Source organism: Ramlibacter sp. P4_H7, assembly GCF_056400765.1.
In genome coordinates this window covers 210,175-235,816 of the sequence record NZ_JBFUKP010000006.1, presented here as the reverse complement: position 1 = coordinate 235,816, position 25,642 = coordinate 210,175, and the positions used below count along the sequence as shown (strand labels likewise).

The 25,642-nt window shown below is 66.2% G+C and carries 25 protein-coding genes and 1 tRNA gene; 16 read left to right on the top strand and 10 right to left on the bottom strand.

Features of this window, described 5'->3' with window-relative positions; all coding sequences use genetic code 11:
• Positions 1-30 precede the first annotated feature (30 nt).
• Positions 31-681: a TetR/AcrR family transcriptional regulator gene (locus AC1DSA_RS11425; protein ID WP_477889122.1), complete on the bottom strand. Its 651-nt coding sequence runs from the start codon at positions 679-681 to the stop codon at positions 31-33.
• A gap of 39 nt (positions 682-720) precedes the next feature.
• Here AC1DSA_RS11425 and AC1DSA_RS11420 point away from each other — a divergent pair, with 39 nt between their 5' ends.
• Entirely contained in the window at positions 721-2,427 is a 1,707-nt protein-coding gene (locus AC1DSA_RS11420) for a thiamine pyrophosphate-binding protein (RefSeq protein WP_477889120.1), read from the top strand.
• Between the two features lie 98 nt (positions 2,428-2,525).
• On the opposite strand, the gene AC1DSA_RS11415 is transcribed toward AC1DSA_RS11420, so the two are convergent.
• Positions 2,526-2,975, bottom strand: coding sequence for an SWIB/MDM2 domain-containing protein (locus AC1DSA_RS11415; protein WP_477889118.1), 450 nt, complete (start codon positions 2,973-2,975; stop codon positions 2,526-2,528).
• A 136-nt stretch (positions 2,976-3,111) separates the two neighbouring features.
• Complete coding sequence (yedA, locus tag AC1DSA_RS11410) at positions 3,112-4,026, bottom strand: drug/metabolite exporter YedA (protein ID WP_477889116.1); 915 nt, start codon at positions 4,024-4,026, stop codon at positions 3,112-3,114.
• 90 nt (positions 4,027-4,116) lie between these two features.
• On the opposite strand from yedA, the gene AC1DSA_RS11405 reads away from it, so the two are divergent.
• A complete protein-coding gene (locus AC1DSA_RS11405) occupies positions 4,117-4,611 on the top strand; it encodes an Lrp/AsnC family transcriptional regulator (protein ID WP_477889114.1) in 495 nt (164 codons plus the stop codon).
• Here AC1DSA_RS11405 and AC1DSA_RS11400 read toward each other — a convergent pair.
• Positions 4,589-5,494: a DMT family transporter gene (locus tag AC1DSA_RS11400; protein ID WP_477889112.1), complete on the bottom strand. Its 906-nt coding sequence runs from the start codon at positions 5,492-5,494 to the stop codon at positions 4,589-4,591. The genes AC1DSA_RS11405 and AC1DSA_RS11400 overlap by 23 nt on opposite strands.
• Before the next feature lie 30 nt (positions 5,495-5,524).
• On the opposite strand from AC1DSA_RS11400, the gene AC1DSA_RS11395 reads away from it, so the two are divergent.
• From AC1DSA_RS11395 to AC1DSA_RS11330, 14 genes are all read left to right on the top strand, one after another.
• Entirely contained in the window at positions 5,525-5,926 is a 402-nt protein-coding gene (locus AC1DSA_RS11395) for a gamma-glutamylcyclotransferase family protein (RefSeq protein WP_477889110.1), read from the top strand.
• A 234-nt stretch (positions 5,927-6,160) separates the two neighbouring features.
• On the top strand, positions 6,161-7,495 hold the full coding sequence (gene aceA, locus AC1DSA_RS11390) for an isocitrate lyase (protein WP_477889108.1): 1,335 nt from the start codon (positions 6,161-6,163) through the stop codon (positions 7,493-7,495).
• A gap of 324 nt (positions 7,496-7,819) precedes the next feature.
• A complete protein-coding gene (gene thrS / locus AC1DSA_RS11385) occupies positions 7,820-9,727 on the top strand; it encodes a threonine--tRNA ligase (protein ID WP_477889106.1) in 1,908 nt (635 codons plus the stop codon).
• Positions 9,728-9,815: 88 nt separating this feature from the next.
• Entirely contained in the window at positions 9,816-10,418 is a 603-nt protein-coding gene (gene infC, locus AC1DSA_RS11380) for a translation initiation factor IF-3 (protein WP_477889162.1), read from the top strand.
• Positions 10,419-10,605: 187 nt separating this feature from the next.
• Entirely contained in the window at positions 10,606-10,809 is a 204-nt protein-coding gene (rpmI, locus tag AC1DSA_RS11375) for a 50S ribosomal protein L35 (protein ID WP_171557183.1), read from the top strand.
• 24 nt (positions 10,810-10,833) lie between these two features.
• On the top strand, positions 10,834-11,193 hold the full coding sequence (gene rplT / locus AC1DSA_RS11370; protein WP_171557186.1) for a 50S ribosomal protein L20: 360 nt from the start codon (positions 10,834-10,836) through the stop codon (positions 11,191-11,193).
• A gap of 94 nt (positions 11,194-11,287) precedes the next feature.
• Positions 11,288-12,346, top strand: a complete 1,059-nt coding sequence (gene pheS / locus AC1DSA_RS11365) for a phenylalanine--tRNA ligase subunit alpha (RefSeq protein ID WP_477889104.1) — start codon at positions 11,288-11,290, stop codon at positions 12,344-12,346.
• A 24-nt stretch (positions 12,347-12,370) separates the two neighbouring features.
• Positions 12,371-14,788, top strand: a complete 2,418-nt coding sequence (gene pheT / locus AC1DSA_RS11360; protein WP_477889102.1) for a phenylalanine--tRNA ligase subunit beta — start codon at positions 12,371-12,373, stop codon at positions 14,786-14,788.
• Between the two features lie 47 nt (positions 14,789-14,835).
• Positions 14,836-15,165: an integration host factor subunit alpha gene (locus AC1DSA_RS11355; RefSeq protein ID WP_477889160.1), complete on the top strand. Its 330-nt coding sequence runs from the start codon at positions 14,836-14,838 to the stop codon at positions 15,163-15,165.
• 124 nt (positions 15,166-15,289) lie between these two features.
• Positions 15,290-15,742, top strand: coding sequence for a MerR family transcriptional regulator (locus AC1DSA_RS11350; RefSeq protein ID WP_477889100.1), 453 nt, complete (start codon positions 15,290-15,292; stop codon positions 15,740-15,742).
• Positions 15,743-15,783: 41 nt separating this feature from the next.
• Positions 15,784-15,860, top strand: a tRNA-Pro gene (locus tag AC1DSA_RS11345).
• A gap of 86 nt (positions 15,861-15,946) precedes the next feature.
• Complete coding sequence (locus tag AC1DSA_RS11340; protein ID WP_477889098.1) at positions 15,947-16,837, top strand: adenylate/guanylate cyclase domain-containing protein; 891 nt, start codon at positions 15,947-15,949, stop codon at positions 16,835-16,837.
• A 2-nt stretch (positions 16,838-16,839) separates the two neighbouring features.
• Complete coding sequence (locus tag AC1DSA_RS11335; RefSeq protein ID WP_477889096.1) at positions 16,840-17,934, top strand: type VI secretion system-associated FHA domain protein; 1,095 nt, start codon at positions 16,840-16,842, stop codon at positions 17,932-17,934.
• Positions 17,935-18,003: 69 nt separating this feature from the next.
• On the top strand, positions 18,004-20,187 hold the full coding sequence (locus tag AC1DSA_RS11330) for a serine/threonine-protein kinase (RefSeq protein WP_477889094.1): 2,184 nt from the start codon (positions 18,004-18,006) through the stop codon (positions 20,185-20,187).
• A gap of 60 nt (positions 20,188-20,247) precedes the next feature.
• Here the strand turns inward: AC1DSA_RS11330 and AC1DSA_RS11325 are convergent, their stop codons facing one another.
• From AC1DSA_RS11325 to gtdA, 6 genes are all read right to left on the bottom strand, one after another.
• A complete protein-coding gene (locus AC1DSA_RS11325) occupies positions 20,248-20,796 on the bottom strand; it encodes an NUDIX hydrolase (RefSeq protein ID WP_477889092.1) in 549 nt (182 codons plus the stop codon).
• A 58-nt stretch (positions 20,797-20,854) separates the two neighbouring features.
• Entirely contained in the window at positions 20,855-21,907 is a 1,053-nt protein-coding gene (locus tag AC1DSA_RS11320; RefSeq protein WP_477889090.1) for a TRAP transporter substrate-binding protein, read from the bottom strand.
• Between the two features lie 74 nt (positions 21,908-21,981).
• Complete coding sequence (locus AC1DSA_RS11315) at positions 21,982-23,298, bottom strand: TRAP transporter large permease (protein ID WP_477889088.1); 1,317 nt, start codon at positions 23,296-23,298, stop codon at positions 21,982-21,984.
• Entirely contained in the window at positions 23,295-23,771 is a 477-nt protein-coding gene (locus AC1DSA_RS11310) for a TRAP transporter small permease (protein WP_477889087.1), read from the bottom strand. Before AC1DSA_RS11310 ends, AC1DSA_RS11315 begins: the two co-directional genes overlap by 4 nt.
• Before the next feature lie 121 nt (positions 23,772-23,892).
• Complete coding sequence (locus AC1DSA_RS11305; RefSeq protein ID WP_477889085.1) at positions 23,893-24,588, bottom strand: fumarylacetoacetate hydrolase family protein; 696 nt, start codon at positions 24,586-24,588, stop codon at positions 23,893-23,895.
• Positions 24,585-25,640: a gentisate 1,2-dioxygenase gene (gene gtdA, locus AC1DSA_RS11300; protein WP_477889083.1), complete on the bottom strand. Its 1,056-nt coding sequence runs from the start codon at positions 25,638-25,640 to the stop codon at positions 24,585-24,587. The genes AC1DSA_RS11305 and gtdA overlap by 4 nt, the downstream gene beginning before the upstream one ends.
• Positions 25,641-25,642: the final 2 nt, after the last annotated feature.

Below are 25,642 nucleotides of genomic sequence, written 5' to 3'. Positions count from 1 at the left end.
GCCAGAGGCAAGCCCCGGGTTTTCCGGGGGTCAGGCGGCGATGAGGTAGCCCAGGATCACCTCCGTCATGTGCGACAGGCGTTCGCTGCGGGCCTTGGAAGACATCAGGTCGCGGCCGAAGATGGCCGAGAGCGTGTAGCTGTTGGACAGGTAGAAGTAGGCGAGCCCGGCGATCGAGACGTAGAGCTGCACCGGGTCGACGCCGCCGCGGAAACTGCCGTCTCGGCGCCCGCGTTCCAGCACGGTGGCGAGCGTCTCGACCAGGGGCGAATTGAGTTCCCTGGCGCGCTTCGATTCCGCCAGGTGCCGCGCCTTGTGCAGGTTGGCGCTGTTCAGCAGGGTGATGAACTCGGGATGCGCGAGGTAGTAGTCCCAGGTGAACTCGATCAGCCGCCGCACGGCGGCCGCCGGCTCCAGGTCCGTCAGCCGCAGCTTCATCTCCTCGGTGCGGATGTCGCGGTAGGCCTGTTCCAGCACGGCCTGGAACAGGCTTTCCTTGTCCTCGAAGTAGTAATAGATCAGCCGCTTGTTGAGGCCGGCGCGTTCGGCGATGCGGTCCACGCGCGCGCCGCCCAGCCCGCATTCGGCGAACTCGTCGCGGGCCGCCGCTAAGATGGTGCTTTGCGAGCGGTCGGCATCGCGCAGGCGTTCTTCGCCGGCAGGGCTTGTGTCTCGGGCCATGGCCGATAATTCACCAGTCAGTTAATCAAGTCAAGCATCATGTCCGAACCCACCCAACTCGCAGGCCACCTCATCGTCGAATGCCTCGTGGCGCAGGGCGTCACGCATGCCTTCGGAGTGCCGGGCGAGAGCTACCTCGCGGTGCTGGACGGCTTCCACAAGTATCGCAAGGACATCCAGTTCGTCATCAACCGGCAGGAAGGCGGCGCCGCCTTCATGGCCGAAGCGGCCGGCAAGATGAGCAACCGTCCCGGCATCTGCTTCGTCACGCGCGGCCCGGGCGCGACCAACGCCTCCATCGGCGTGCACACGGCCTTCCAGGACTCCACCCCCATGGTGCTGTTCGTGGGCGACGTGGCCAGCGACCAGCGCGACCGCGAAGCGTTCCAGGAGGTGGAGTACACCAGCTTCTTCGGGCCCAGCACCAAGGGGATGGCCAAGCGCGTCGAGCGCATCGACGAGCCGGACCGCATCCCCGAATACGTGGCCCGCGCCTTCGCCACCGCCATGAACGGCCGTCCCGGACCCGTCGTGCTGGTATTGCCGGAAGACATGCTGACGAAGAGCACCGGCGCGCGCCCTATGCCGCGGGTGGAGGCGGTGGAAGCCTGGAGCGACCCCGGGTCCCTGCGCACGCTGCGCGAGATGCTGCTGGCCGCGAAGAAGCCATTCGTGATCGCCGGCGGCGGCGGCTGGACTCCACAGTCTGCCCAGGCCTTGCAGCGCTTCGCCGAGAACTGGAAGCTGCCGGTCGGCAACGCGTTCCGCTTCCAGGACACCTTCGACAACCACCACCCCCAGTACGCCGGGGACGTCGGCATCGGCATCAATCCGAAGCTGGCGGCGCGGGTGCGGGAAAGCGACCTCATCCTCGCCATCGGCCCCCGCCTGGGCGAGATGACCACCAGCGGCTACACGCTGCTGACGCCTCCCAAGGCGCGGCAGAAGCTGGTGCACATCCACGCGAGCGCCGAGGAACTGAACCGCGTCTACCAGGCAGACCTGGCGATCAACGCGACGATGAATGCCGCCGCGCGCTCCCTCGAGGTGCTGACGGCGCCGCCCGAGCTGCCTTGGGCCGACTGGACGGCCGCGGCCAACGCCGACTACCTGGGCAACCTCGTGCCGCAGAAGCTTCCGGGCAGCATCGACATGCCGGCGATCGTCGCCACCCTGCAGAAGCACCTGCCCGAAGATGCGCTCATCACCAATGGCGCCGGCAACTTCGCATCCTGGACGCATCGCTTCTTCAAGCACCACGGACTGGTGAAGGGCCACAAGACGCAGCTGGCGCCAACCTCGGGCGCGATGGGCTACGGCGTGCCGGCGGGCATCGCCGCGAACATCCTGTCCGGGCGGGTTGCCCTCACAGTCGCCGGCGACGGTGACTTCCTCATGAATGGACAGGAGCTCGCGACCGCCACGCAGCAGGGCGCTCGTTCGATCATCGTCCTGTTGAACAACGGCATGTATGGCACGATCCGCATGCACCAGGAGCGCGAGTACCCGACGCGCGTGGAAGGCGCAGGCACCCGCCTGGCCAATCCCGACTTCGTCGGCCTGGCCAAGGCCTATGGCTACGAGGCGACGCGCATCACCCGCACCGAAGAGTTCGAGCCGGCACTGCTGGCCGCGCTGGAGCGCAAGCAGGGCACGCTGATCGAGGTGGTGCTGGATCCCGAAGTGATCACCACGCGCGGCACTTTGACGGGCATCCGCGAGGCGGCGCTGAAGAAGGGCGCCTGAGGCGCACGAGTCCGAGGACTCGCGTTCCCCGGCGGGCGCCTCGCAGCAAAGAAAAAGGCCGGCGGATGCCGGCCTTTTCAGCGATCGGGAAGACCCGATTACTTGACGTGCTTGCCGATCAGGCCAGCCATCTCGAACATGGACACTTGGCCCTTGCCGAACAGCACACGCAGCTTGTCGTCTGCATTGACCATGCGCTTGTTCGCCTGGTCTTGCAGCTTGTTCTTCTTGATGTAGGCCCACAGCTTGCTGACGATCTCGGTGCGCGGCAGGGGAGCCGAGCCCACGACGGCGGCCAGCGACTGGTCCGGGGTCAGCGGCTTCATGAACGCTGCGTTCGGGGTGCGCTTCTTGGCGGGAGCCTTCTTCGCAGCAGCCTTCTTGGCCGGAGCGGCCTTCTTCGCAGTTGCCTTCTTGGCCGGAGCGGCCTTCTTCGCCGGGGCCTTCTTGGCCGCAGCCTTCTTCGCCGGCGCCTTCTTCGCCGCGACCTTCTTTGCCGGCGCCTTCTTCGCCGGCGCCTTCTTCGCCGCTTTTTTCGCAGTTGCCATGATTTGATTTCCTTCTAGAAGTTGATGGTTCACCACCAGTGGAAAACTGCACTCTCACTGGCACTGCGGATGCTAATGGAGAAAAAGGGTGCGTCCAAGCGGAAAACGGGGTTTTTCATTGGGAGATGTTGCTTTTTCATCCGCGCGAAGACGCTGTTTTCCCTCTGAAGATCAGCAGCACGCCGGCGAGGATCACGCCGCACGCGATCCATTCGCCCCCCGAGAGCGCCTCTCCACCGAGGGAAACGCCGAGTGCGAGAGCGATCACCGGGTTCACGAATGCATAGCTGGTGGCGACGGCGGCACTCGCATTCGCGAGCAGGTAGAGGTACGCGCTGAAGCCGATGAGCGATCCGAACACGACGAGATAGGCCCACGCTGCGAGCGCGAGCGGCTGCGGCGGCAGCGAAAACTGCTCACCCAGTGCGAGAGAAAGCGTCATCAACACCGCGCCACCGCACAACATTTCGCTGGCGAAACCTGAGGGTCCCGGCGCCAGCGGAAAGCGGGTCGTGGACAGCACGGAGCCCAGCGACCAGGTCATCGTCGCGCCGGCGATGCACGCGAGTCCCAGCGGCGATGCAGCGAAGCTGGCTCCGCGCACGAGCATCAGCACACCCGCGACGCCGACGGCCATGCCTGCGAGTTCGAACGCGCGCGGACGCTGGCCGAACACCAGGCCCCAGCCGCACACCAGCATCGGCACGACCGCGATGAAGGCGGCGACCAGCCCCGAGCCCACGTGCTGTTCCGCGCTGGCCGTGAGGCCCATCCCTCCGCCCAGCATGAGGCCGCCGATCACGAGGGCATTGCGCCATTCCCGCGGGGTGGGAAGCCTGGCGCGGCCGGCGCGCACCTGGGACAGCACCCAGGCCATCAGCAAGGCGCCGGCCAGGAGGAACCGGGTTCCCATCTGGAAGAAGGGCGGGAAGCTCACGAGCGCGAGGCGGATGGCCAGGTAGGTGGAGCCCCAGACCAGGTAGCAGGAGAGCAGGGCGGGCAGCAGCAGCGGCGCATCGGTGGTGCGATTTGGGAGGGCGGCGGTGGACATGCCTGGAATGCTAGGTTGCTTTCGCCCGCTCTTCCATGGATGATTCAAGGTCAAAGGCTGATGCAGCCTTGGTTTTGAAGGTTACTCCCCATGTCCACCGAAGTTCCCGAGATCGACGCCCATGACACGCGCATCCTGGAGGAGCTGCAGCGCGAAGCCCGCATCAGCATGGCGGAGCTGGGGCGCAAGGTGCACCTGTCCCAGCCGGCCGTGACGGAGCGCGTCCGCAAGCTGGAGATCGCCGGCTTCATCAAGGGCTACCGCGCCGTCGTCGATTTCCAGCGGCTCGGCTACGGGATCCGTGCATTCGTACGCGCCGGCCGCGTCGAATACGGTCGCATGCTCCAGCTGATCGAGCAGACGCCGGAGGTGGTCAACGCCTTCAACGTGACGGGGGAGGACAGCTGGATCATGGAGATCGCCGTCATCGACGTCGAACACCTGGACGCGGTGGTCACGAAGTTCTGCATGCTGACCGAGACCTCGACGTCCATCGTCCTGAACATCCCGCGCGAGCACGCCGCGGTGCCGCCGGCCCGGCGGGAGAACATCAGGCCCGCGATCAGGAAGGTGACGGGGCGGTAGCCAGCAGGACGCCCAACAGGGCGGCGGCGAAAGCGAGCATCTGCAGCAGGCCGAGTTGTTCCCCCAGGACCAGCACGCCGACGAGGCCGGCCGAGACCGGCAGCATCGCGGTGAACACGCCGGCTTGCGCGGCGGGCACGACCTTCAGCCCCGTCATCCAGAGCCACACGGTCCAGACGCTCGCTGCCAGTGCGTAGAACACGAGCAGCAGCCACGCGCCCCCGGACACGGAGCCGAAGTCGAAGTGCAGGGCGGTGTACAGCCCGAACGGCGTGACCAGCGCAAAGCCCCATAGGTTGATCAGGGCGGTGATCCGCTTGGGGCCGAGAACGCCGGTCAGGGCTTTGCCGATCACGGCATAGGACGCCTCGCAGACCACGGCGCCCAGCACCAGCAGATTTCCCAGCCATGCCCTGTCGTCCCCGCCCGTGGCCGCGCCGTCGGGCGCCTTGCCCACTGCCAGCAGCCCGATGCCGAGTGCCGCGAGGGCGATCGCCGCCCAGGTGCGGCCGGTGATGCGCTCCCGCAGGAAGGCCCAGCTCAGGAGGGCCACGGTGGCGGGGATGGCCGCCATGATCACTCCGGCCGACACGGCGCTGGTCAGGCTCACGCCGAACAGCATGCACAGGGAGAACAGGAAATTGCCCAGGAAGGATTCCAGGAACAGCAGGCGCTTGGTGCGCCTGGTGAGTGGCTCTTCGTTGGGCGGACGGCGCAACCAGTGCAGCATGGCCAGGCCGCCGATCCCGAAGCGCAGCCAGGCGAGCAGGAACACGGGAATGGCGGCGGCGAGCGGCTTCGACAGGGCGACATAGCTGCCGACCAGCGACATGCTGAGTGCGAGGCAGGCATAGGCGAGCGGTCGGCTCGGGACGAAGCTCATCGACAATGGCATCCGCGAAAACGCCGCATGATGCCTGAAGCCCCTTCCCGCCTTGTCTTCGTCTACGGCACGCTGCGCCGTGGCGGCCGGAACGACATCAATCGCCTCGTTCCCGCGCCCGAGTACGTGGGCATGGGGGAGGTGCAGGGCAGCCTGTACCACATCGACTGGTATCCGGGACTGACCCTGGGCGGCAAGGAGGCGGTGACCGTCGTCGGCGAGGTGTACCGCATCACGCCGGAACTCGAGGCCATCCTAGACGCCATCGAGCAGATCGCACCGGGCGCCGACAGCGAATACTTCAAGCGCGTGGTGGACATCGCGATGGAGCGCGAGCAGGTGTCCTGTCTCGTGTACGAGATCAACCCGGCCCGGGTTCGCGGCAAGAAGGTGATCGGGCACGGCGACTGGATCCTGTTTCACACATCGTGAAACGCGTTTCTCTATGTGAAATTCATCCATGGTGCGATGCCGCAAAATTTCTCAATACAAGAAAACACGTTTCTCATTGCGAAACGATAGGCGCAACTCGTTGATTTTACTTAGTAAACTATTTACTCTTATATAAGACACAAGAGCCCCACTCAGTCTTGTACAAGACTACAGTTCACTCCATGGCGCCGCGATGAAAGACGCCCCGGTTTCCACATCAACCACGGAGTGAACATGAGCAACTGGACCCACCTGACCCGCGAACAACAGATCGCCCAGCTCGAAAAGGATTGGGCGGAGAACCCCCGGTGGAAGGGCATCAAGCGTGGCTACAGCGCCGCGGACGTGGTGAAGCTTCGCGGTTCCCTCGCGATCGAGCACACGCTGGCCAAGCGCGGCTCGGAAAAGCTGTGGAACCTGATCAACACCGAGCCTTTCGTGAACACGCTGGGCGCGCTGACTGGCAACCAGGCCATGCAGCAGGTCAAGGCCGGCCTCAAGGGCATCTATCTCTCGGGCTGGCAAGTGGCGGGCGACGCCAACAGCAACGGCGAGATGTACCCGGACCAGTCTCTGTATTCCGTGGACTCCGTGCCGAAGTGCGTGAAGAAGATCAACAACACCTTCGCCCGCGCCGACCAGATCCAGTGGAGCGAAGGCAAGGGCCCCGGTGACGAGGGCTACGTCGACTACTTCGCGCCCATCGTGGCCGATGCCGAAGCCGGTTTCGGCGGCGTGCTCAACGCCTTCGAACTGATGAAAGCGATGATCGAGGCGGGCGCGGCCGGCGTGCACTTCGAGGACCAGCTGGCCTCCGTCAAGAAGTGCGGCCACATGGGCGGCAAGGTTCTGGTGCCTACGCGTGAAGCCGTCGCCAAGCTGGTCGCCGCGCGACTGGCCGCCGACGTGATGGGCACGCCCACCATCCTGCTGGCCCGCACCGATGCGGAAGCCGCCGACCTCGTCACCAGCGACGTGGACCCGATCGACCAGCCGTTCTGCACCGGCGAACGCACGGTGGAAGGCTTCTATCGCACCAAGAAGGGCTTCGACCAGGCCGTCAGCCGCGGCCTCGCCTATGCCGAAGTGGCCGACCTGATCTGGTGCGAGACCGGCACGCCGGACCTGAAGTTCGCCAAGGACTTCGCCGACGCCATCCATGCCAAGTTCCCGGGCAAGCTGCTGGCCTACAACTGCTCGCCGTCGTTCAACTGGMRSAAGAACCTSGACGACGCGACSATCGCCAAGTTCCAGARGGAGCTGGGCGCSATGGGCTACAAGTTCCAGTTCATCACGCTGGCTGGCTTCCACAGCCTGAACTACTCGATGTTCGAGCTGGCCTACGGCTACGCCCGCAACAACATGAGCGCCTTCGTGGAACTGCAGCAGAAGGAGTTCGCCGCCGCCGAAAAGGGCTTCACCGCGGTGAAGCACCAGCGCGAGGTGGGTACGGGGTACTTCGACGCCGTGACGACCACGATCGAAGCCAATGCGTCCACGGCCGCCCTGAAGGGCTCGACCGAGGACGAGCAGTTCTTCGACGACCACGGCGGGCGCAAGGCAGCCTGATCCGGTCGATCGCCCAGAAAGCCCGCGGCACACCGCGGGCTTTTTTTTGGGCGTCACGTTGGACCGCCGACGCTCGAAGTGGCCGGCAGCAAGCCGCCCGTGACCCAGCCCCCGCGCAGCAACGACGGGGGCCCACGGGTTAGAATCGAGCCACACGGACTGCAACAAGAGCGAGAAAGGCATCATGGTTATGACACCGCGAACTACCGTGGAAGGTTTCACGGCCCGCTAGTGGCCGGGTAGTCGCGCGTCCAGGAGTTGCATCCCCCAAGAAGCGCGGCTGATCCCGCGCTTTTTTCGTTTCCTGCCTTTCCGCATCCCACCATGATCAACGTCACGCTTCCCGACGGCTCGCAACGCCAGTTCCCGCAACCTGTATCGGTGGCCGAAGTGGCTGCCTCCATCGGCCCCGGCCTGGCCAAGGCGGCCATTGCCGGCAAGGTCGATGGCAAGGTCGTGGACACCTGCTTCCGGATCGCGCAGGACGCCAGGCTCGCGATCCTGACGGCCAAGGATCCGGAAGGCCTGGACGTGATCCGCCATTCGACGGCGCACCTGCTGGCCTATGCGGTGAAGGATCTCTTTCCCGACGCGCAGGTCACGATCGGCCCGGTGATTGAGAACGGCTTCTACTACGACTTCGCCTACAAGCGGCCATTCACGCCGGAGGACCTGCAGGCGATCGAAAAGCGCATGGCAGAGCTTGTCGCGAAAGACGAACCGGTCACGCGCCGCGTCCTGCCGCGCGATGAGGCGGTGCAGCACTTCCTCGCGATGGGCGAGAAGTACAAGGCCGAGATCATCGGCAGCATTCCTGCGGGCGAGGACGTGTCGCTCTACGCGGAGGGCGCATTCGAGGACCTCTGCCGCGGGCCCCACGTGCCCAGCACCGGCAAGCTCAGGTTCTTCAAGCTCATGAAGGTGGCCGGGGCGTATTGGCGCGGCGATCACCGCAACGAGATGCTCCAGCGCGTCTACGGCACGGCCTGGGCGACGAAGGAAGAACTGCAGCAGTACCTGACGATGCTGGAGGAGGCAGAGAAGCGCGACCACCGCAAGCTCGGCCGTGAGCTGGACCTGTTCCACATGGAAGAAGTGGCTCCCGGCGTGGTCTTCTGGCATCCGAAAGGCTGGGCGATCTGGCAGGCCGTGGAGCAGTACATGCGCCAGGTCTACAAGGACACGGGGTACCAGGAAGTCAAGGGCCCGCAGATCCTGGACAAGAGCCTGTGGGAGAAGACGGGTCACTGGCAGAACTATCGCGAGAACATGTTCACCACGGAGTCGGAGAAGCACGAATACGCGCTCAAGCCGATGAATTGCCCGGGCCACGTGCTGATCTTCAAGTCCCAGCTGCGCAGCTACCGCGACTTGCCGCTGCGCTTCGGGGAATTCGGCCAATGCCACCGCAATGAACCCTCGGGAGCCCTGCACGGGATCATGCGGGTGCGCGGCTTCACGCAAGACGACGGCCATGCCTTCGTCACGGAAGACCAGATCCTGCAGGAATGCGTCGACTACACGGCCAAGCTGCAGCAGGTCTACAGGGATTTCGGGTTCACGGACATCCTCTACAAGGTGGCCACCCGTCCCGAGAACCGGGTGGGTTCGGACGCGCTATGGGACAAGGCCGAGCACGCCTGCATGGAGGCGCTGCGCCAGTCCGGTGTCGAGTTTGTGGTCTCCCCCGGTGACGGGGCCTTCTACGGCCCCAAGATCGAGTACACGCTCAAGGACGCGCTGGGCCGGCAATGGCAATGCGGGACGATGCAGGTGGACTTCAACACGGCAGAGCGGCTGGGCGCCGAGTACGTGACGGAAACGAGCGGTCGGGCGCACCCGGTCATGCTGCACCGGGCCATCGTCGGCAGCCTGGAACGCTTCATCGGCATGCTGGTCGAGCACCATGCCGGCGCCCTGCCTGCCTGGCTGGCGCCTGTGCAGGCCGTGGTCCTGAACATCACCGACCAGCAGTCCGATTACGTCAAGGAAATAGCCAAATCGCTGAGGAATCAAGGGCTTAGGGTGGAGACAGATCTGCGCAACGAGAAGATCACGTATAAAATACGGGAGCATTCGATGCAAAAGCCGCCTTACCTCCTCGTCGTCGGCGACAAGGAGAGGGCGGCTGGTGCCGTCGCAGTGCGCGCCCGGGGCAACAAGGACCTCGGGGTGATGAGCCTGGAAGCGTTCTCCCAAAGGATCGCCGAGGACATCGCCAGCAAGAGCTGAATCTTAGCCGAGGAAGCCCGAGCCCGCGCCCACGCTGGCGGTGATGCTACACATTTTGTAGTCACTTTGAACTGAAGGACAAACGACCATCGCTACTGAATTTCGCGACCGCCGCCAACGCGAGGAACGCAAGCACCGCCTGAACCGGGAGATCATGGCCCCGGAAGTCCGCCTGAGCGGACCCAACAACGAGCCCCTGGGTGTCGTGAGCCTGCAGGAAGCGCTGCGCCTGGCAGGCGAGGCAGACGTTGACCTGGTAGAAATTGCCGCCACTGCCAATCCGCCGGTCTGCCGGCTGATGGACTACGGCAAGTTCAAGTACCAGGAACAGAAGAAGGCCGCGGAAGCGAAGGCGAAGCAGACGGTCATCGAGATCAAGGAAGTCAAGTTCCGACCGGGCACCGACGACGGTGACTACAACATCAAGCTGCGCAACATCCGCCGCTTCCTGGCCGAAGGCGACAAGTGCAAGATCACGCTGCGCTTTCGGGGCCGCGAGATCACGCACCAGGAAATCGGCATGGCGCTGCTGCAGCGGCTGCGGGACGACCTCGGGGACACCATCCTCGTGGAGCAGTTCCCCAAGCTCGAAGGCCGGCAGATGATCATGATGATCGCGCCGGGCAAGAAGAAGCCGGGCGCTGCCAAGCCCGCGTCCGAGCCGGCGGCATCGCCGGCGACGACGGCGTAAGGACAGTTTCAAAGCCACGACGGTTGGTCGCCGCGGTGGCGGTGAAGGGAAGGCCTTTGTGCCTTTCCGGGAGCCCTCGGGCTCCGAAGTGGCGGGTCTGACCCGCCACGAAAAGTGGCTCGGGGCCATCAAGGCGCGGGAGTTTCCCGCGACGCCTCACGAGCACAAATGAAGAAGGAGCATTCACATGCCCAAGATGAAGACCAAGAGCGGAGCGAAGAAGCGCTTCCGCGTGCGTCCCGGCGGGACCGTCAAGCGCGGCCAGGCCTTCAAGCGTCACATCCTGACCAAGAAGTCCACCAAGAACAAGCGCCATCTGCGCGGCCCGACGGCCGTCCATGAGACCAATATGGGTCACATGGCGCAGATGTTGCCGTTCGCCGGCATCTAACGTAGACGAAGAAGGAGAACACACATGCCTCGCGTCAAACGTGGTGTAACCGCCCGCGCACGTCACAAGAAGGTCCTCGCGCTCGCCAAGGGTTTCCGCGGCCGCCGCGGCAACGTCTTCCGCATCGCCAAAGAAGCGGTGATGAAGGCGGGGCAGTACGCCTACCGCGACCGCCGTGCCAAGAAGCGCGTCTTCCGCCAACTGTGGATCGCCCGTATCAACGCCGCCGCGCGTGCCAACGGCCTGACCTACAGCCAGTTCGCCAACGGGATCCGCAAGGCCGGCATCGACATCGACCGCAAGGTCCTCGCCGATATCGCCTACCACGACCCCGCGGCGTTTACCGGCATCGTGAACCAGGTGAAGGCCAAGCTGGCTGCTTGAGTTCGCGGTAGCCGCCGCCCCTCGGGACAGCGGCTGGTGCAACCCATGAGACAGGGCTAGGGCTGTGAGGCGCTAGCCCTGTTTTTTTCTTCCCATGACCCAAGAATTCGATTCGATCGTCGGCAGCGCGCGTGAGGCCTTCGCCAAGGCGCAGACGCCCGCGGAGCTGGAAAACGCCAAGGCGCAGTACGTCGGCAAGTCCGGCCGCATCACCGAGCTGATGAAGGGCCTGGCCGCGCTCTCCGTGGAGGAGAAGAAATCGCGCGGCGCGGCCATCAACCAGGCCAAGCAGGCGATCGAGGGCGCGCTGAACGAGCGCCGCCAGGCGTTGGCGGACGCCGAACTGGAAGCGCAGCTGAAGGCCGAGGCGCTGGACGTCTCGCTGCCCGGCCGCGTCCGCGAGCCCGGCGGATTGCATCCCGTGAGCCTGACGATGGAGCGCATCGAGCAGATCTTCGCCAGCATGGGCTTCGACGTCGCCGATGGCCCGGAGGTCGAGAGCGACTGGCACAGCTTTACCTCGCTGAACAACCCGCCCAACCACCCGGCGCGTTCGATGCAGGACACGTTCTACGTGGACATCGACGGCGACGACGGAATCCCCTACAACCTGCGGCCGCACACGAGCCCGATGCAGGTGCGCTACGCCCACCAGCACATCAAGCGCCATGCGGACGCCGTCAAGCGCGGCGAATCCATGCCGGAAATCCGCGTGATCGCGCCGGGCCGCACCTACCGCGTGGACAGCGATGCGACCCATTCGCCCATGTTCCACCAGTGCGAAGGCCTCTGGCTGGGCGAAAACGTGAGCTTCAAGGACCTCAAGGTCGTCTTCACCGACTTCTGCCGCACCTTCTTCGAAAGTGACGACCTGGCCTTGCGCTTCCGGCCGAGCTTCTTTCCCTTCACCGAGCCGAGCGCCGAGATCGACATCCAGTTCCAGAGCGGGCCGCTGGCCGGCCGCTGGCTGGAAGTCGCCGGCTCCGGCCAGGTGCACCCGGCCGTGGTGCGCAACATGGGGCTGGACCCCGAGAAGTACATCGGTTTCGCCTTCGGCATGGGCCCCGACCGCCTGACCATGCTGCGCTACGGAGTGAGCGACCTGCGCCTGTTCTTCGACGGCGACATCCGCTTCCTGCGCCAGTTCCGCTAACCGAATCCGCTTTCCGACGAGACCATGCAATTTCCCGAGTCCTGGCTGCGCGCGTTCTGCAACCCGCCGCTGACCACGCAACAGATCGCCGACACGCTCACCATGGGTGGGCTGGAAGTGGAGGACCTGCGGCCGGTGGCGCCGCCCTTCAGCAAGGTCGTCGTGGGCGAGATCAAGGAGGCCGTGCAACATCCCAACGCCGACCGCCTCCGCGTGTGCCAGGTGGACGTGGGGCAGGGGACGCTGCTGAACGTGGTCTGCGGTGCGCCGAACGCCCGCGTGGGCATCAAGGTTCCGACGGCCCTGGTCGGCGCCGAACTGCCGCCCGGCGAGGACGGCAAGCCCTTCGTGATCAAGCTGGGCAAACTGCGCGGCGTGGAAAGCCAGGGCATGCTGTGTTCGGCCCGCGAGCTGCAGCTGTCGGAAGACCATGGCGGCCTGCTGGAGCTGGATGCTTCCTCGCCCATCGGCCAGAACGTGCGCGACGTGCTCAAGCTCGACGACCACGTCTTCACCCTGAAGCTCACCCCGAACCTCGCCCACGCGCTGTCCGTGTACGGCGTGGCGCGCGAGCTGTCCGCGCTGACCGGTGCCCCGCTGGTCGAGCCCAGCTTCGAGCCGGTGCGGCCGGAGAACGACGCGAAGCTCCAGGTCAAGGTGAGCGCGCCGGACCTGTGCGGCCGCTTCTCCGGCCGGGTGATCCGCAACGTGAACACCCAGGCGAAGACGCCCCAGTGGATGGTCGAGCGGCTCGCCGGTTGCGGCCAGCGCAGCGTGACCGCGCTGGTGGACATTTCGAACTACGTGATGTTCGAGTTCGGTCGGCCTTCGCACATCTTCGACCTCGACAAGATCCACGGCGCGCTCGACGTTCGCTGGGGCCGCAAGGGCGAGCAGCTCAAGCTGCTGAACGGCGCGACCATCGAGGTGGACGAGAAGGTCGGCGTGATCGCCGACGACGCCCAGGTGGAGTCGCTCGCCGGCATCATGGGCGGCGATGCGACGGCCGTGTCCGACGAGACGAAGCACGTCTACGTCGAGGCTGCGTTCTGGTGGCCGGAGTCCGTGCAGGGGCGCTCGCGCCGCTTCAACTTCTCCACCGACGCCGGCCATCGGTTTGAGCGCGGCGTCGACCCGGTGCAGACCGTCGAACACATCGAACACATCACGCGCCTCGTCCAGGACATCTGCGGCGGCGAAGCCGGCCCGATGGACGACCAGGTGGTGAAGCTCCCGGAGCGCAAGCCGGTGCAGCTGCGCGTCGCGCGGGCGGGCAAGGTGATCGGCATGCCCGTCACCGAGCAGCAGTGCGTGGACGCGCTGGCGCGCCTGCACCTGCCTTCGCGCTCGGACAACGGCGTCATCACCGTCACGCCACCGCTCTACCGTTTCGACCTGTCGATCGAAGAGGACCTGATCGAAGAAGTGGTGCGGGTGATCGGCTACGGCCAGCTGCCCACCACGCCACCGCTGGCGCCCATCACCGCCAAGCTGCCGCCGGAAAATCGCCGCAGCCGTTTCGCGGTCCGCCGGCAGCTCGCCGCTCTGGGCTACCAGGAAACGATCAACTTCAGCTTCGTCGAAGACCACTGGGAGAAGCAGCTGGCGGGCAACCCCGACCCGATCAGGTTGCTCAACCCGATCGCCAGCCAGATGGGCGTGATGCGTTCCTCGCTGCTCGGTTCGCTGCTGCAGGTGCTGAAATTCAACCTCGACCGCAAGGCGGAACGCGTGCGCGTGTTCGAGCTCGGGCGCGTGTTCCTGCGCGACGCCTCGGTGCAGACCACCGACACCACCGTGCGCGGCGTGCGCCAGCCGATGAAGGTGGCGGGCCTTTCCTACGGATCCGCCGACGGGCTGCAGTGGGGCCGCAAGGCGGCGCCGGTCGATTTCTACGATGCGAAGGGCGACGTGCAGGCGTTGCTGTCACCGCTGCGGGCCGAGTTCGCACCCGGCAGCCATCCCGCGATGCATCCTGGCCGCTGTGCAGTGGTCCGTGTCGGCGGCAAGGACATCGGCTTCGTGGGAGAGCTGCATCCGCGCTGGCGCCAGCAATGGGAGCTGCCGCAGACCCCCTTGCTGTTCGAACTGGACCTCGACGCCGTCACCGACCGGCAAGTTCCTGCCTTCGAAGCCGTTCCGCGCTTCCAGCCGGCGGAGCGGGACATCGCTGTGATCGTGGGCGAAAAGGTCACGCACGACCAGTTGCTGGCAGCCATCCGTTCTGCGGACACGGGCGGGCTGCTGCGGGATGCCATGCTGTTCGACGTCTACAAGCCGCAGCAAGCCACCGCCGGTCTGGCCATGCACGAGAAGAGCCTGGCCGTGCGCTTGACGCTCGCCCGCACCGACGCGACACTGACCGACGAACAAATCGAAACGGCCGTGCGCGCGGTGGTGGAGCGGGTCTCCGCGCGACTGGGCGGCCGCCTGAGGGGATGACCATGGCCGACCTCACTACAACGACAGCGCTGAAAAAAGAGGACATCATGGAGTTTGCGGTGGAGAGCCTGGAGACGCCTGCGCTCACCAAGGCACAACTCGCCGAACTGCTGTTCGAGCAGATCGGCCTCAACAAGCGCGAGTCCAAGGACATGATCGATGCCTTCTTTGACCTGGTCTCGCAGAGCCTCGTCGAGGGCAAGGACGTCAAGATCTCCGGCTTCGGCAACTTCCAGATTCGCACCAAGGCACCTCGCCCGGGGCGCAATCCACGGACCGGCGAAGCCATCCCCATCGAGGCGCGGCGCGTGGTCACGTTCCATGCCAGCCACAAGCTCAAGGAACAGATCCAGGGCGACGGAAACGGCACGGAATAAGCAACGGCCGTCGCTGCAGCGCTACCGCATGGCCCCGACGGTTTACGTGCCGTGCCGGTCGCGCTTTGCATCCGTGGCCACTTAGAGTAACCTCGAAGCTTTCTCTCCTAGTAGATTGATTTCAATGGAGAAAGGCCTCCCGGCAATCCCTGCCAAGCGCTACTTCACCATCGGTGAGGTCAGCGAGCTTTGTGGCGTCAAGCCTCACGTGCTACGGTATTGGGAGCAGGAGTTCACGCAGCTTCGGCCCATGAAGCGCCGCGGCAACCGGCGCTACTACCAGCACCACGAGGTGCTGATGATCCGCCGCATCCGCGACCTGCTTTACGACCAGGGCTTCACCATCAGCGGCGCGCGCAACAAGCTGCAAGAGATCGTGCAGGTCGAGCGCGACAAGCGCCGGGCCGGCGAGGTCATGCTCGACGGCGTCGAGGTGATCGAAGTGGAGGAGTCATCCTTCAGCGAGAGCCAGTTCGAGGATGTTCCGCCGGAAGAGAGGGACGCGATCGCGTACAAGCTGCAGATGCTCAGGCGCGAGCTCTACGAAATCCGCGATCTGCTGAGTTCCGTTCACTGAGCTGCGGAAACGCCTGCGGGCCGGGCTATAATCGCGGGCTTCGGCGTGTAGCGCAGCCTGGTAGCGCACTTGCATGGGGTGCAAGGGGTCGCGAGTTCGAATCCCGCCACGCCGACCATGACAGCAAAGAACGAAGAGCCGGCAGGGCCAAAGCCCTGCCGGCTCTTTTCGTTTTGCAGGGTGCGACGCATACAATCCCCGCGCATGGCCTCCGTCGTATTTGCTGACCTCGTTGGGAGCACAGGCATCTTCGAGCGGCTCGGTGACGAGACTGCGGGGCGCTTCGTCACCCAGCTGACGGGCGCATTGGCCAAGATCTTCGAGCAGCACAACGGCCGGGTCGTCAAGCTGCTCGGCGACGGACTCTTCGTCGTCTTTCCCGAGGAATCCCAGGCGCTCACCGCCTGCATCGCCATCCAGGAACGTCTCCAGCAACAGCCTGTCCGTCCGGGCGGCGTGGGACGGCCCGTGCAGATGCAGATGGGCATCGAGTCGGGCGAAGTCGTCGAGATCCAAGGCGACACCTACGGGGACGCGGTCAACAGCGCCGCGCGCCTGGCCGACCTGGCGGGCGCCGACCAGATCTTCACGACGCAGCGCGTCCGCGACGCGATTTCGCGTGAACAGCAGGATCAGCTGCGCAGCCTCGGCCCCATTTACCTCCGTGGCAAGGCGGAGGCGACCGAGGTCTTCCGGGTGGAATGGCAGCAGGGCCGCGACGCGGAGGCCACCGTGATGGGCGCTTCCATGTTCGGCCAGCCCTCGGAGGCTCACCTGGAGATCAGCATTGCCGGCGAAAACCGCCGCGTGGAGCCGCGCGGCGAACCGGTGACGCTGGGCCGCTCGGCGACCGCGGATCTGCTCGTGAACGACGCGCGCGTCTCGCGGCTGCACGCCAGCATCGAATGGCGTGGCGGCCACTTCGTGCTCAGCGACGCCTCCAGCTTCGGCACCTGGGTGTACTTCGGCAACCAGTCCGAGCCCGTGGTCTTGCGGCGCACGGATTGCTACCTGGTCGGCCACGGGCAGATCGCACTGGGCTGTGACCGCAACGCCGAGGCCGCTCCCATCGCGAGCTTCGCCGTCGTGGCTTAGCCATGGCCCTCGAGCTGTCCATCACCGGCCCGGGAGTGGACGTGCGCCGCCGGCTGCAACAGGGAGAACCGGCACTCATCCTCGGGCGCGACACCGACTGCGCCGTGTGCCTGCCCGATCCCGAGCGCAGCATCTCGCGCCGCCACCTGAGCGTGTGGAACGATGGCGACCAACTTCACTTCCACGTGCTGTCGGTGGTCAATGGCGTGGACGCGGCCACGGGTGAACTGCCGCCAGGCGCTCGAGGTGTGCTGGAGCCGGGCCAGACGCTGGGCCTGTCCGCATTTCGGCTCACCGTGCAGGCGGTGGGGGACGCGCCTGGGCAGTCTGCTGTCCGGCCCGATGCCTGGTCCGAGTTCGCTCGCGCCGCGGCGCGGCTCGTTCCGGACAACAGTGCCGAGACCGTTCCGGGCACGTCCGAGGCCGATCCGTTCGGCGATTGGGGATTCCAGAGCACCTTCGGCGCGGGCACGTCGGGCAGCAGCCTGGGTGCCGATCCGCAACAGAAGGCGTCGGATCTGCTCCCCTTCTTCGCCGGACTCGGGATGGACGGACCGGATGCGATGACGAACGGCGAGATGGAGATCCTGGGCCGGCTCACGCGCATCGCACTGCGGGGCTTGCTGCAGGCCTCGCAGGCCGCGGCCGCGGCGCGCCAGGAGGAGCGCTCCGGTGAGCGGACCTGGACGGAAGGACGCGAATTCAATCCGCTGCGCATGGACACGCCCGTCGACGCCAAGCTGGCCTACCTGTTGGGAGGAGAGGCCGCGGCCTCGGGCTTCCTTCCGCCCGACCGCGCGGTGGCGCAGATCGCGGCGGAACTCACCGCGCACCAGCAGGCGATGGGCGACACCGTGGCGGAAGTGGTGCAGAAGGTGATCGAAGAGTTCGAGCCGGAAGCGCTCAAGAAACGCTTGCTCGGTAGCGGTACGCGCATGTTCGAGTCGGCCCGCGCGTGGGACGCTTTCGTGCGCTACTTCGCCGATCAGCTGGCCGCCGACCCCGGATGGGCCCAGCAGCTCATGGACCGGCACTTCGTGCGCGCTTACGCGCGGGCGCTCGTGCGTGCGAAACGCAACACACCGGAACGGACCTGACCCCTGGGAACTCGGCTTTACAGGGGGGCGCGCCTAGAATGGGTTTCCATCTGTTTCCACGGCGCTGATGTGACTCTGAAGAAGTTGGGACGGTACGAAGTCATCCGGGTCCTCGGCAAGGGTGCCATGGGCGTGGTGTACGAAGGCCGTGATCCCAACCTCGATCGGCGCGTGGCGATCAAGACGGTCAAGGTGGAGAACCTGTCGGAGGAAGCGGCCGCCGAATACGAGCACCGGTTCCGCACCGAGGCACGCTCCGCCGCGCGGCTGCAGCACCCCAACATCGTCAGCGTCTACGACTCCGATCGCGATGCCGACGTCGCCTTCCTGGTGATGGAGTACATCCAGGGCGACGATCTCAAGCACCACCTGGATCGCGGGGTGCGCTATTCGCTCGAGCAGTCGCTCAAGATCATCCGCGACCTGCTCTCCGCGCTGGACTATGCGCACAAGCAGGGCATCGTGCACCGGGACATCAAGCCGGCCAACCTGCTGATCGAACCGGGCGGGCGCGTGAAGCTCACCGACTTCGGCGTCGCGCGCATCCAGGACTCCGGCGAGGCCACGCGTACGCAAGGCAGCATGGTCGGCACGCTGAAGTACATGGCGCCGGAACAGGTGCAGGGGCAGAAGATCGATTCGCGGGCGGACCTGTTCTCGGCCGGCGTGATGCTGTACCAGCTGCTGACGGACAAGCGTCCCTTCGACGGCGACAACGATTTTTCCATCATCCACCAGATCATCGGCCACGCGCCTCCTCCGCCGAGTTCCATCAATCCGCGGCTGCCCCCTGCGCTGGATGCAGTTGTGGCGCGCGCGCTGGCAAAGACGCGGGAAGAGCGATTCGCCACGGCGCGCGATTTCGCCGTCGCCCTCCAGGCTGCGATCCGCCGCGCCGAAGACCAGACCGTGGTGCCGCCGGCCAACCCGAACAAGCGCGTGGAGGCCATGCCTTCGCGGCCGCTCACCGTGCCCGGCACCGTCCCTCCCGCCAGCGGCACGTCGCCGTCCGTGGGCGGTTCCACCTCGGTGACGCAGGAGCTCGAGCTCGTCTACTGGAAGGATGTGAAGGACGCGACCGACCCGGAGGAGCTGCAAGGCTTCCTGGAGAAGTTTCCCGCCGGCATCTACGCCGACCTGGCGCGCCGGCGCCTGCGCAAGTTGTCCAGCGGCGACCAGACCTTGCTCAGCCAGCCTGGCTTGAGCACGGGCAGCACGTTTGCAGCCACGCAGTTCCCGGACAGCGAAGCGACCCGCCTTCGCGTCGATCCCTCGCAGCCCGCCGCCCGCGCGGAAGGCACCGACCTGAGTCCCGTGCACTGGGTCGACGAGGAGTACACCAAGACGCTGGCGCAGCCCAGGTCCGGCGAATCGCGTCCCGGCACCGGAACCATTCCGCTTGTGTCCGCGAACCCCAGAACGCCCGAGGGCCCGATGGCCGCGACGGTTCCGGGCATCGTGCCGGCGGCCGCGAGTGCGCCGCGGGACACTGCGGAGCCGGCGGCCCCCCCGGCCATGCCCGCCGGAGTCGAAGCATCGGCTACCCCCGTCGCCGTGGCGCCGGACGCAACGCCGGCGGCGGTTCCGGCACGCCGCGCAGTGGCCGCGGACGAAGACGACAGCGTGCCTCCGGCTCCTGCCCGCAGGAAGGTCCCTGTGGCCGTCATGGCGGGTGTCGCCGTGTTGGTGATTGCTGGTGGACTGGCCCTGGTGATGAAGAAGCAGGAGCCGTCCGCCCAGGTGGCGACCACCACCGCGCCTGCGGCCGTTCCTGCGGTTCGCACGCCCGTCCCCCCACCGTCTGCTCCTGTGGTGCTTCCGGCTGAGGCTTCCGTGACTCCTCCGGCGACTGCCGTGGCCGGCGCGCCGGCCCCGTCTGCGCAGTCCCCTGCCAAGCACGCGGCTACGGCGTCGCCCGAAGGGACAAAGAAGGTCCCCGCCGCTTCCTCCCGGACCGCCAAGGGAGTCACGCCGCCGCCGGAACCCGCGCCGCGCGTGGCCGTGGCGCCGACTCCGACGCGGGCCGATCCTGAGCCGCCGGCGCCGAAGCCCGCTACGCAGGCGGTGGTCGCCAACGCCAGCTTGCAGGCCGTAGACCAATGCAAGGAAAAATTCTTCGTCCTCCGCGAGCTCTGCCTTGCTGAGCAATGCGGCAAGGGCGGGGCGCGCAACCACCCGCTATGCGTGCGCTATCGGGAGGACGTGCGCGTGCGCGAAGAAGCAGCCAAGCAGCAGCAGATGCAGCAGCGCTGAGAAGCGGCGCAGATAAACCGCGCACCCGGGCGGCCGGGGTGGTGCTTCGCCCCGAGACTGTCAGACGATGTCCAGCGCGTGCACGCCGAACTCGCCGCGCGCGCGGTCGGCGAAGAAGCGCTCCAGCGTTTCCCTGACCGTGCGGAAGGCGATCTCCTCCCACGGGATCTCGTCCTCGCGGAACAGGCGCGCCTCGATCGTCTCGAAGCCGGGATCGAACACGTCGCTGAGCAGCCGCGCACGGTAGAACAGGTGCACCTGGCCGACGCGCGGCACGCTGAGGACGGTGAACAGGCCTTCCATCTCGATCTGCGCGCCGGCTTCTTCGTGGGTCTCGCGGGCCGCGCCCTGCGCCGTGGTCTCGCCCAGTTCCATGAAGCCCGCGGGCAGCGTCCACTTGCCCCAGCGCGGTTCGATGTTCCGTTTGCACAGCAGGACCCGGTCACCGAAGTGAGGCACGGTGCCCACCACGTTCAGCGGGTTCTCGTAGTGGATGGTGTCGCACGCGGGGCACACGGCGCGCTCGTGCGTGTCGCCGTCATCGGGGACGCGGTAGACGACGGCGGCGCCGCAGTTGCGGCAATGCTTGATGGGGCTGCGAAGGATCACGGACGAAGAGGGCTCCCAGCGGGAGCCCTCGTACTGGCGCTGATGGAAGGCAGTGTACTCAGGCCTTCGTGGTCTTGGTGTGCTTGTCGATCAGGGCGCGGGCCGTGTCCAGCAACTTGCGGCCGTCATGGCCCCGCTTGTTCATGTCCTCGACCCACTCCACCTCGATCTGGCGCGAACGGCGACGGAACTCCTGTGCGTCGTTGGCGTTGACCGTGAAGATCGTGTTGCCGCGGTCCTTGGCGGCCTTGCGGCCGGCCACGTCGCCGTTCTGCTGGACCTTGCCGAGGAAGGCCGAGGTCGCCATGCCGGAGTTGGCGTCGATCACCTTCTTCAGGTCCGGCGGCAGCGAGTTGTACTTCGCCTTGTTCATCGCCATCACGAACGTGGTGGTGTAGAGCGAGCCGCCCGCCGGATCGAATTCCGCGTGGTACTTGGTCAGCTCGTGCACCTTCACGGAAGGCACCACTTCCCACGGAATCACGCAGCCGTTGATGGTGCCCTTGGACAGGGCATCCGGGATCTGCGGCAGCGGCATGCCCACCGGCGTCGCGCCCAGCGAACCCACCAGCTTGGTCACCTGGCGGGTGGGTGCGCGCACCTTGAGGCCGCGCATGTCGCCCACGTTGTGCACCGGCTTCTCCGCCGTATGGATCACGCCGGGACCGTGGACCTGCAGCGCGATGACCTGCGTGTCCTTGAATTCGTCCGGCGCCATGGTCTGCACGTATTCCCAGTACGCCTTGGACGTGGCCTCCGCGTTGGACATCATGAACGGAAGTTCGAACACCTCCACCCGCGGGAACCGGCCCGCGGTGTTGCCCGGCAGGGTCCACACGACGTCCACCACGCCGTCGCGGGCCTGGTCGTACAGCTGCACCGGTGTGCCACCGAGCTGCATGGCCGGATAGGCCTCGAACTTGATGCGGCCGCCGGAATCCTTCTCCACCTTGTCCATCCACGCCTTGTGCATGTTCAGCCAGACGTTGGACGTCGGCGCCATGAAGGTGTGGAACTTCAGCGTGACCGATTGCTGGGCGAAGCCGGTGAGGGCGGAGCCGCCGAGCGCGACGGCCGCGCTCGACCGGAGGAGGGTTCTGCGTTGGATCATGGGGGAGGGCTCCAGGGAGGTTGCAGGAACTTAACGCATGGCGCAGCCCCCGGACTCGGGGGCTTTCCCTCAGCCTAGCTGATGTACTTCACGAGCCAGAGCGAGATCGGCGGGAACAGCAGCAGGACGATGGTGCGGATGGTGTCGCTGACCAGGAAGGGCATCACGCCGCGGTAGCTCTCGCTGATGGGAACGCCCTTGGCCATGCCGTTGACCACGTACACGTTCAGTCCAACCGGTGGGGCGAGCAGGCCGAAGCCCACCGTCATGAGCACCATGATGCCGAACCAGATGGCCGTGTATTCCTTGGACATGCCGAAGTCCAGCGCCATGATCATCGGGAAGAAGATCGGGATGGTCAGCAGGATCATCGACAGCTCGTCCATCACCGCGCCCAGCACCACGTAGAACAGCAGGATCGCGGCCACCACGGCGACCGGCGACAGGCCCCAGCCACCGACCACGTTCGCCAGTTGCGCGGGCACCTGCGTCAGCGCCAGCGCCGCGTTCATCACATCGGCACCGATGAAGATCATGAAGATCATCGCCGAGCCTTCGGCGGTGGCATAGAAGCAGTGCTTGAACTTCTGCCAGGTCATTTCGCGCTTGAGCAGCGCGGCGATGAAGGTGGCGGCCGCACCAACGGCCGCGCCCTCGGTGGGGGTGAACAGACCTCCGTAGATGCCGCCGAACACCAGGCTGAAGATGATCGCAATTGGCACTACCCCGGCCAGCGCCTTCTTGGACATGCGCATCGCCTCTTCCCGCTCCGGCGCGTGACCCGGGACCAGGCGCACGTAGACGGCGATGGCGATCATGTAGCCGACCATCGCGATCAGTCCCGGGATCATGGCCGCCGCGAACAGCTTGGCGATGTTCTGCTCGGTCAGGATGGCGTAGATCACCAGCGGAACCGAAGGCGGGATCAGGATGCCCAGCGTGCCGCCGGCGGCCAGGGTGCCGGTGGCGAGGCGCCCCGAGTAGCCGTGCCGCTTCATTTCGGGCAGCGCCACCGAGGTGATCGTCGCGGCGGTCGCCACCGAGGAACCGCAGATGGCGCCGAAGGCCGCGCAGGCCATCACGGCCGCCATGGCGAGGCCGCCGCGAAAGCGCGACATGACCGCCGCCGCGAATTCGAACAGCGCCTTGGAGATGCCGCCCTGCGTGGCGAAGTGCCCCATGAGGATGAACAGCGGAATCACCGACAGGTCGTAGCTGGCGAAGCGCGCGAAGGTCTGCGCGTTGAGGAAGTTCTCCAGCGGCCCGAGCCCGGCCTGCATCGCGTAGCCGATGCAGCCGGCGACGAACATGGAAATGGCGATGGGGGCGCGCAGCGCCATCAGCACCAGCATGATCGCGAAGATCGCTCCGGTGAGTGCGAGCGGGCTCATTCGTTCACCTCCTCGGTGAAGCCGAACAGGGCCTGCCAGACGGCGATCACCGCGGTCAGGATCATCGGCGGCACCATCGCCGCATACACGATCCACTCTGGGAAGCCGAGCATCATCGTCGTGGAATGCGAATTCCAGGAGCTCAGGCCGCCGACCACCGCGCGCCACGCGAGCAGGGCCATCGACAGGCCCAGCAGCAGGGCGCCCAGGCGATCGAGCGTCGCATTGGTGCGCTCGCTGGCGCGTGCGGTGAAGAAGTCCACGATGATGTTGCCGCGGCGGGCCTGGCACCAGGGAAGGAACAGCGCGATCGCCGCGCCCGCCGCCACGCCGGTGAGTTCGAAGTCGCCGACCAGCGTGGTGCCCGTCGTGTTGCGCCCGATCAGGCTGGCGCAGGTCATGAGCGTGATGCCGGTCAGGATGAAGCCGGCGAGGATGGCGCAGAACTTCGCCAGTTGTTCCAGGACGCGCAAGCGTGACTCCTCTTTGTCGTTCGATTCTTGGAGGCGCACCCGCGGTCAGCCGGCGGCCCGTGCAGCCGCGCGATTATGGGCCAGCGGCCGGGCTGCGCCGGCCGCTTCCGTCAGCCGGGTCTCAGACGACGCGCACGCGAAGCTCGGGCAGTCCGGCGACTCCGCCCGCCAGCGTGTCGCCCTTGACCACCGCGGCCACGCCTTCGGGCGTGCCGGTGTAGATCAGGTCGCCGGGCGCCAGCTCCCACGCGGCCGTGAGGTGCTCGATGATCTCGCCGATGTTCCAGATCAGCTTGGACACGTTGCTGCGCTGGCGGTCCTTGCCGTTCACCTGCACCCAGATCTCGGCGTTCTCGACGTCACCGGCCTGGGCGGCCGGCACGATCGGGCCGATCGGCGCGGACTGTTCGAAGCTCTTGCCGATTTCCCAGGGGCGGCCCAGCTTCTTCTGCTCGCCCTGCAGGTCGCGGCGCGTCATGTCCAGGCCGACCGCGTAGCCGTAGATGTGCTTCTTGGCATCGGCTGCCTTGATGTTCTTGCCGCCGACGCCGATGGCCGCCACCAGCTCGATCTCGTGGTGCAGGTCCTTGGTCAGGCTGGGGTAGGCGATCTCGCCCGTCTGGCCCTCGTTGACCACCACCGCGGCATCGGCGGGCTTGAAGAAGAAGAAGGGCGGCTCGCGACCGGTGAAGCCCATTTCCTTGGCGTGTTCCACGTAGTTGCGGCCGACGCAGTAGATGCGGCGCACCGGGAACCGCTCGGAGCGGCCGACGACCGGCACGCTCACGACGGGCACGGCGGGAATGACATAACTCATGACAACCTTTCTTCGGTGTGGATGCCCAGCGCCTGGTGCACCGGGCGGTCGGAAAAACTGAACAGGACACAGCCCTGCGCCGACGACAGGCGCGCAGTGTGCCATGACGGAACCACGAAGTGATCGCGTGGGCCGAAGCTGTAGCGCCACTGCTGGTCGCCACTGGAAAGGGTGACCTCGCCGGTGCCTTCCACCACGCTGTAGACGGCGCCGTCGGTCTGGCGCCAGCCCTTGCCCTCGAAGCCGGCCGGCAGCTTCTGCATGAACGTGCCGATGGTGGGCATGGTCCAGCCGCCGGTGAGCGGATTCACGTAGCGCAGCTTCACGCCATCCCACGAGTCGACGGGCGCGTTGCGCTCCAACTGTTCCAGTGCCTCGCGGCTGCGCTCGTAGGGGTAGCTGAAGATCGGCGACGTCGGGCCGAAGGGCGGGTCGCCGCGCACCGGCGCCATGTTGTGCCCGTAGCGGGCGAAGCTGGTGCCCTCCGTGCGCGTGACCTGCTGCGACTTGCTGGTGTCGTTCTGTGCGAAGCCGGCGTCGAAGAAGCGGACCATCGGGATGTCCAGGCCGTCCAGCCAGACCACGGGCTGGTCGGCCTCGTGGCCGTGGTCATGCCAGGTCCAGCTCGGCGTGATGATGAAGTCGCCCGGACGCATCGTGGTGCGCTCGCCGTCGACCGCTGTGTACGCACCTGAGCCTTCGACGATGAAGCGCAGCGCGCTCTGCGTGTGGCGATGGCTGGGCGCCACCTCGCCGGGAAGGATCAGTTGCAGCCCGGCATAGAGCGACTGCGTGACCGCCGACTGGCCGCGCAGCTGGGGGTTCTCCAGGATCAGCACGCGGCGCACGGCCTCTTCCGCCGTGATCGCCTCGCCGGCACGCATGAGGAAGGGGCGCACTTCGTCGTACTTCCAGCAGGCCGGCACGCAGGGCGTGCGCGGTTGCGGCGGCACCAATGCATGCAGGACCTCCCACAGGGGCGTGAGGTTGTGCGGGTCCATGTCGCGGTACAGCTGCTGGCGCATCTGCGCGGTGGGGTGGGGGGCGTTCATGC

Excerpts from the sequence above, each read along its gene's own strand:
- AC1DSA_RS11355 (WP_477889160.1), top strand. The coding sequence starts at position 14,836 with ATGGAGTTTGCGGTGGAGAGCCTGGAGACGCCTGCGCTCACCAAGGCA.
- rplT (WP_171557186.1), top strand. The coding sequence starts at position 10,834 with ATGCCTCGCGTCAAACGTGGTGTAACCGCCCGCGCACGTCACAAGAAG.
- AC1DSA_RS11305 (WP_477889085.1), bottom strand. The coding sequence starts at position 24,588 with ATGAGTTATGTCATTCCCGCCGTGCCCGTCGTGAGCGTGCCGGTCGTC.
- AC1DSA_RS11415 (WP_477889118.1), bottom strand. The coding sequence starts at position 2,975 with ATGGCAACTGCGAAAAAAGCGGCGAAGAAGGCGCCGGCGAAGAAGGCG.
- yedA (WP_477889116.1), bottom strand. The coding sequence starts at position 4,026 with ATGTCCACCGCCGCCCTCCCAAATCGCACCACCGATGCGCCGCTGCTG.
- AC1DSA_RS11340 (WP_477889098.1), top strand. The coding sequence starts at position 15,947 with ATGGCCTCCGTCGTATTTGCTGACCTCGTTGGGAGCACAGGCATCTTC.
- pheT (WP_477889102.1), top strand. The coding sequence starts at position 12,371 with ATGCAATTTCCCGAGTCCTGGCTGCGCGCGTTCTGCAACCCGCCGCTG.
- AC1DSA_RS11425 (WP_477889122.1), bottom strand. The coding sequence starts at position 681 with ATGGCCCGAGACACAAGCCCTGCCGGCGAAGAACGCCTGCGCGATGCC.
- AC1DSA_RS11420 (WP_477889120.1), top strand. The coding sequence starts at position 721 with ATGTCCGAACCCACCCAACTCGCAGGCCACCTCATCGTCGAATGCCTC.
- gtdA (WP_477889083.1), bottom strand. The coding sequence starts at position 25,640 with ATGAACGCCCCCCACCCCACCGCGCAGATGCGCCAGCAGCTGTACCGC.
- rpmI (WP_171557183.1), top strand. The coding sequence starts at position 10,606 with ATGCCCAAGATGAAGACCAAGAGCGGAGCGAAGAAGCGCTTCCGCGTG.
- AC1DSA_RS11405 (WP_477889114.1), top strand. The coding sequence starts at position 4,117 with ATGTCCACCGAAGTTCCCGAGATCGACGCCCATGACACGCGCATCCTG.
- AC1DSA_RS11400 (WP_477889112.1), bottom strand. The coding sequence starts at position 5,494 with ATGAGCTTCGTCCCGAGCCGACCGCTCGCCTATGCCTGCCTCGCACTC.
- AC1DSA_RS11315 (WP_477889088.1), bottom strand. The coding sequence starts at position 23,298 with ATGAGCCCGCTCGCACTCACCGGAGCGATCTTCGCGATCATGCTGGTG.
- AC1DSA_RS11320 (WP_477889090.1), bottom strand. The coding sequence starts at position 21,907 with ATGATCCAACGCAGAACCCTCCTCCGGTCGAGCGCGGCCGTCGCGCTC.
- AC1DSA_RS11335 (WP_477889096.1), top strand. The coding sequence starts at position 16,840 with ATGGCCCTCGAGCTGTCCATCACCGGCCCGGGAGTGGACGTGCGCCGC.
- pheS (WP_477889104.1), top strand. The coding sequence starts at position 11,288 with ATGACCCAAGAATTCGATTCGATCGTCGGCAGCGCGCGTGAGGCCTTC.
- AC1DSA_RS11350 (WP_477889100.1), top strand. The coding sequence starts at position 15,290 with ATGGAGAAAGGCCTCCCGGCAATCCCTGCCAAGCGCTACTTCACCATC.
- thrS (WP_477889106.1), top strand. The coding sequence starts at position 7,820 with ATGATCAACGTCACGCTTCCCGACGGCTCGCAACGCCAGTTCCCGCAA.
- AC1DSA_RS11395 (WP_477889110.1), top strand. The coding sequence starts at position 5,525 with ATGCCTGAAGCCCCTTCCCGCCTTGTCTTCGTCTACGGCACGCTGCGC.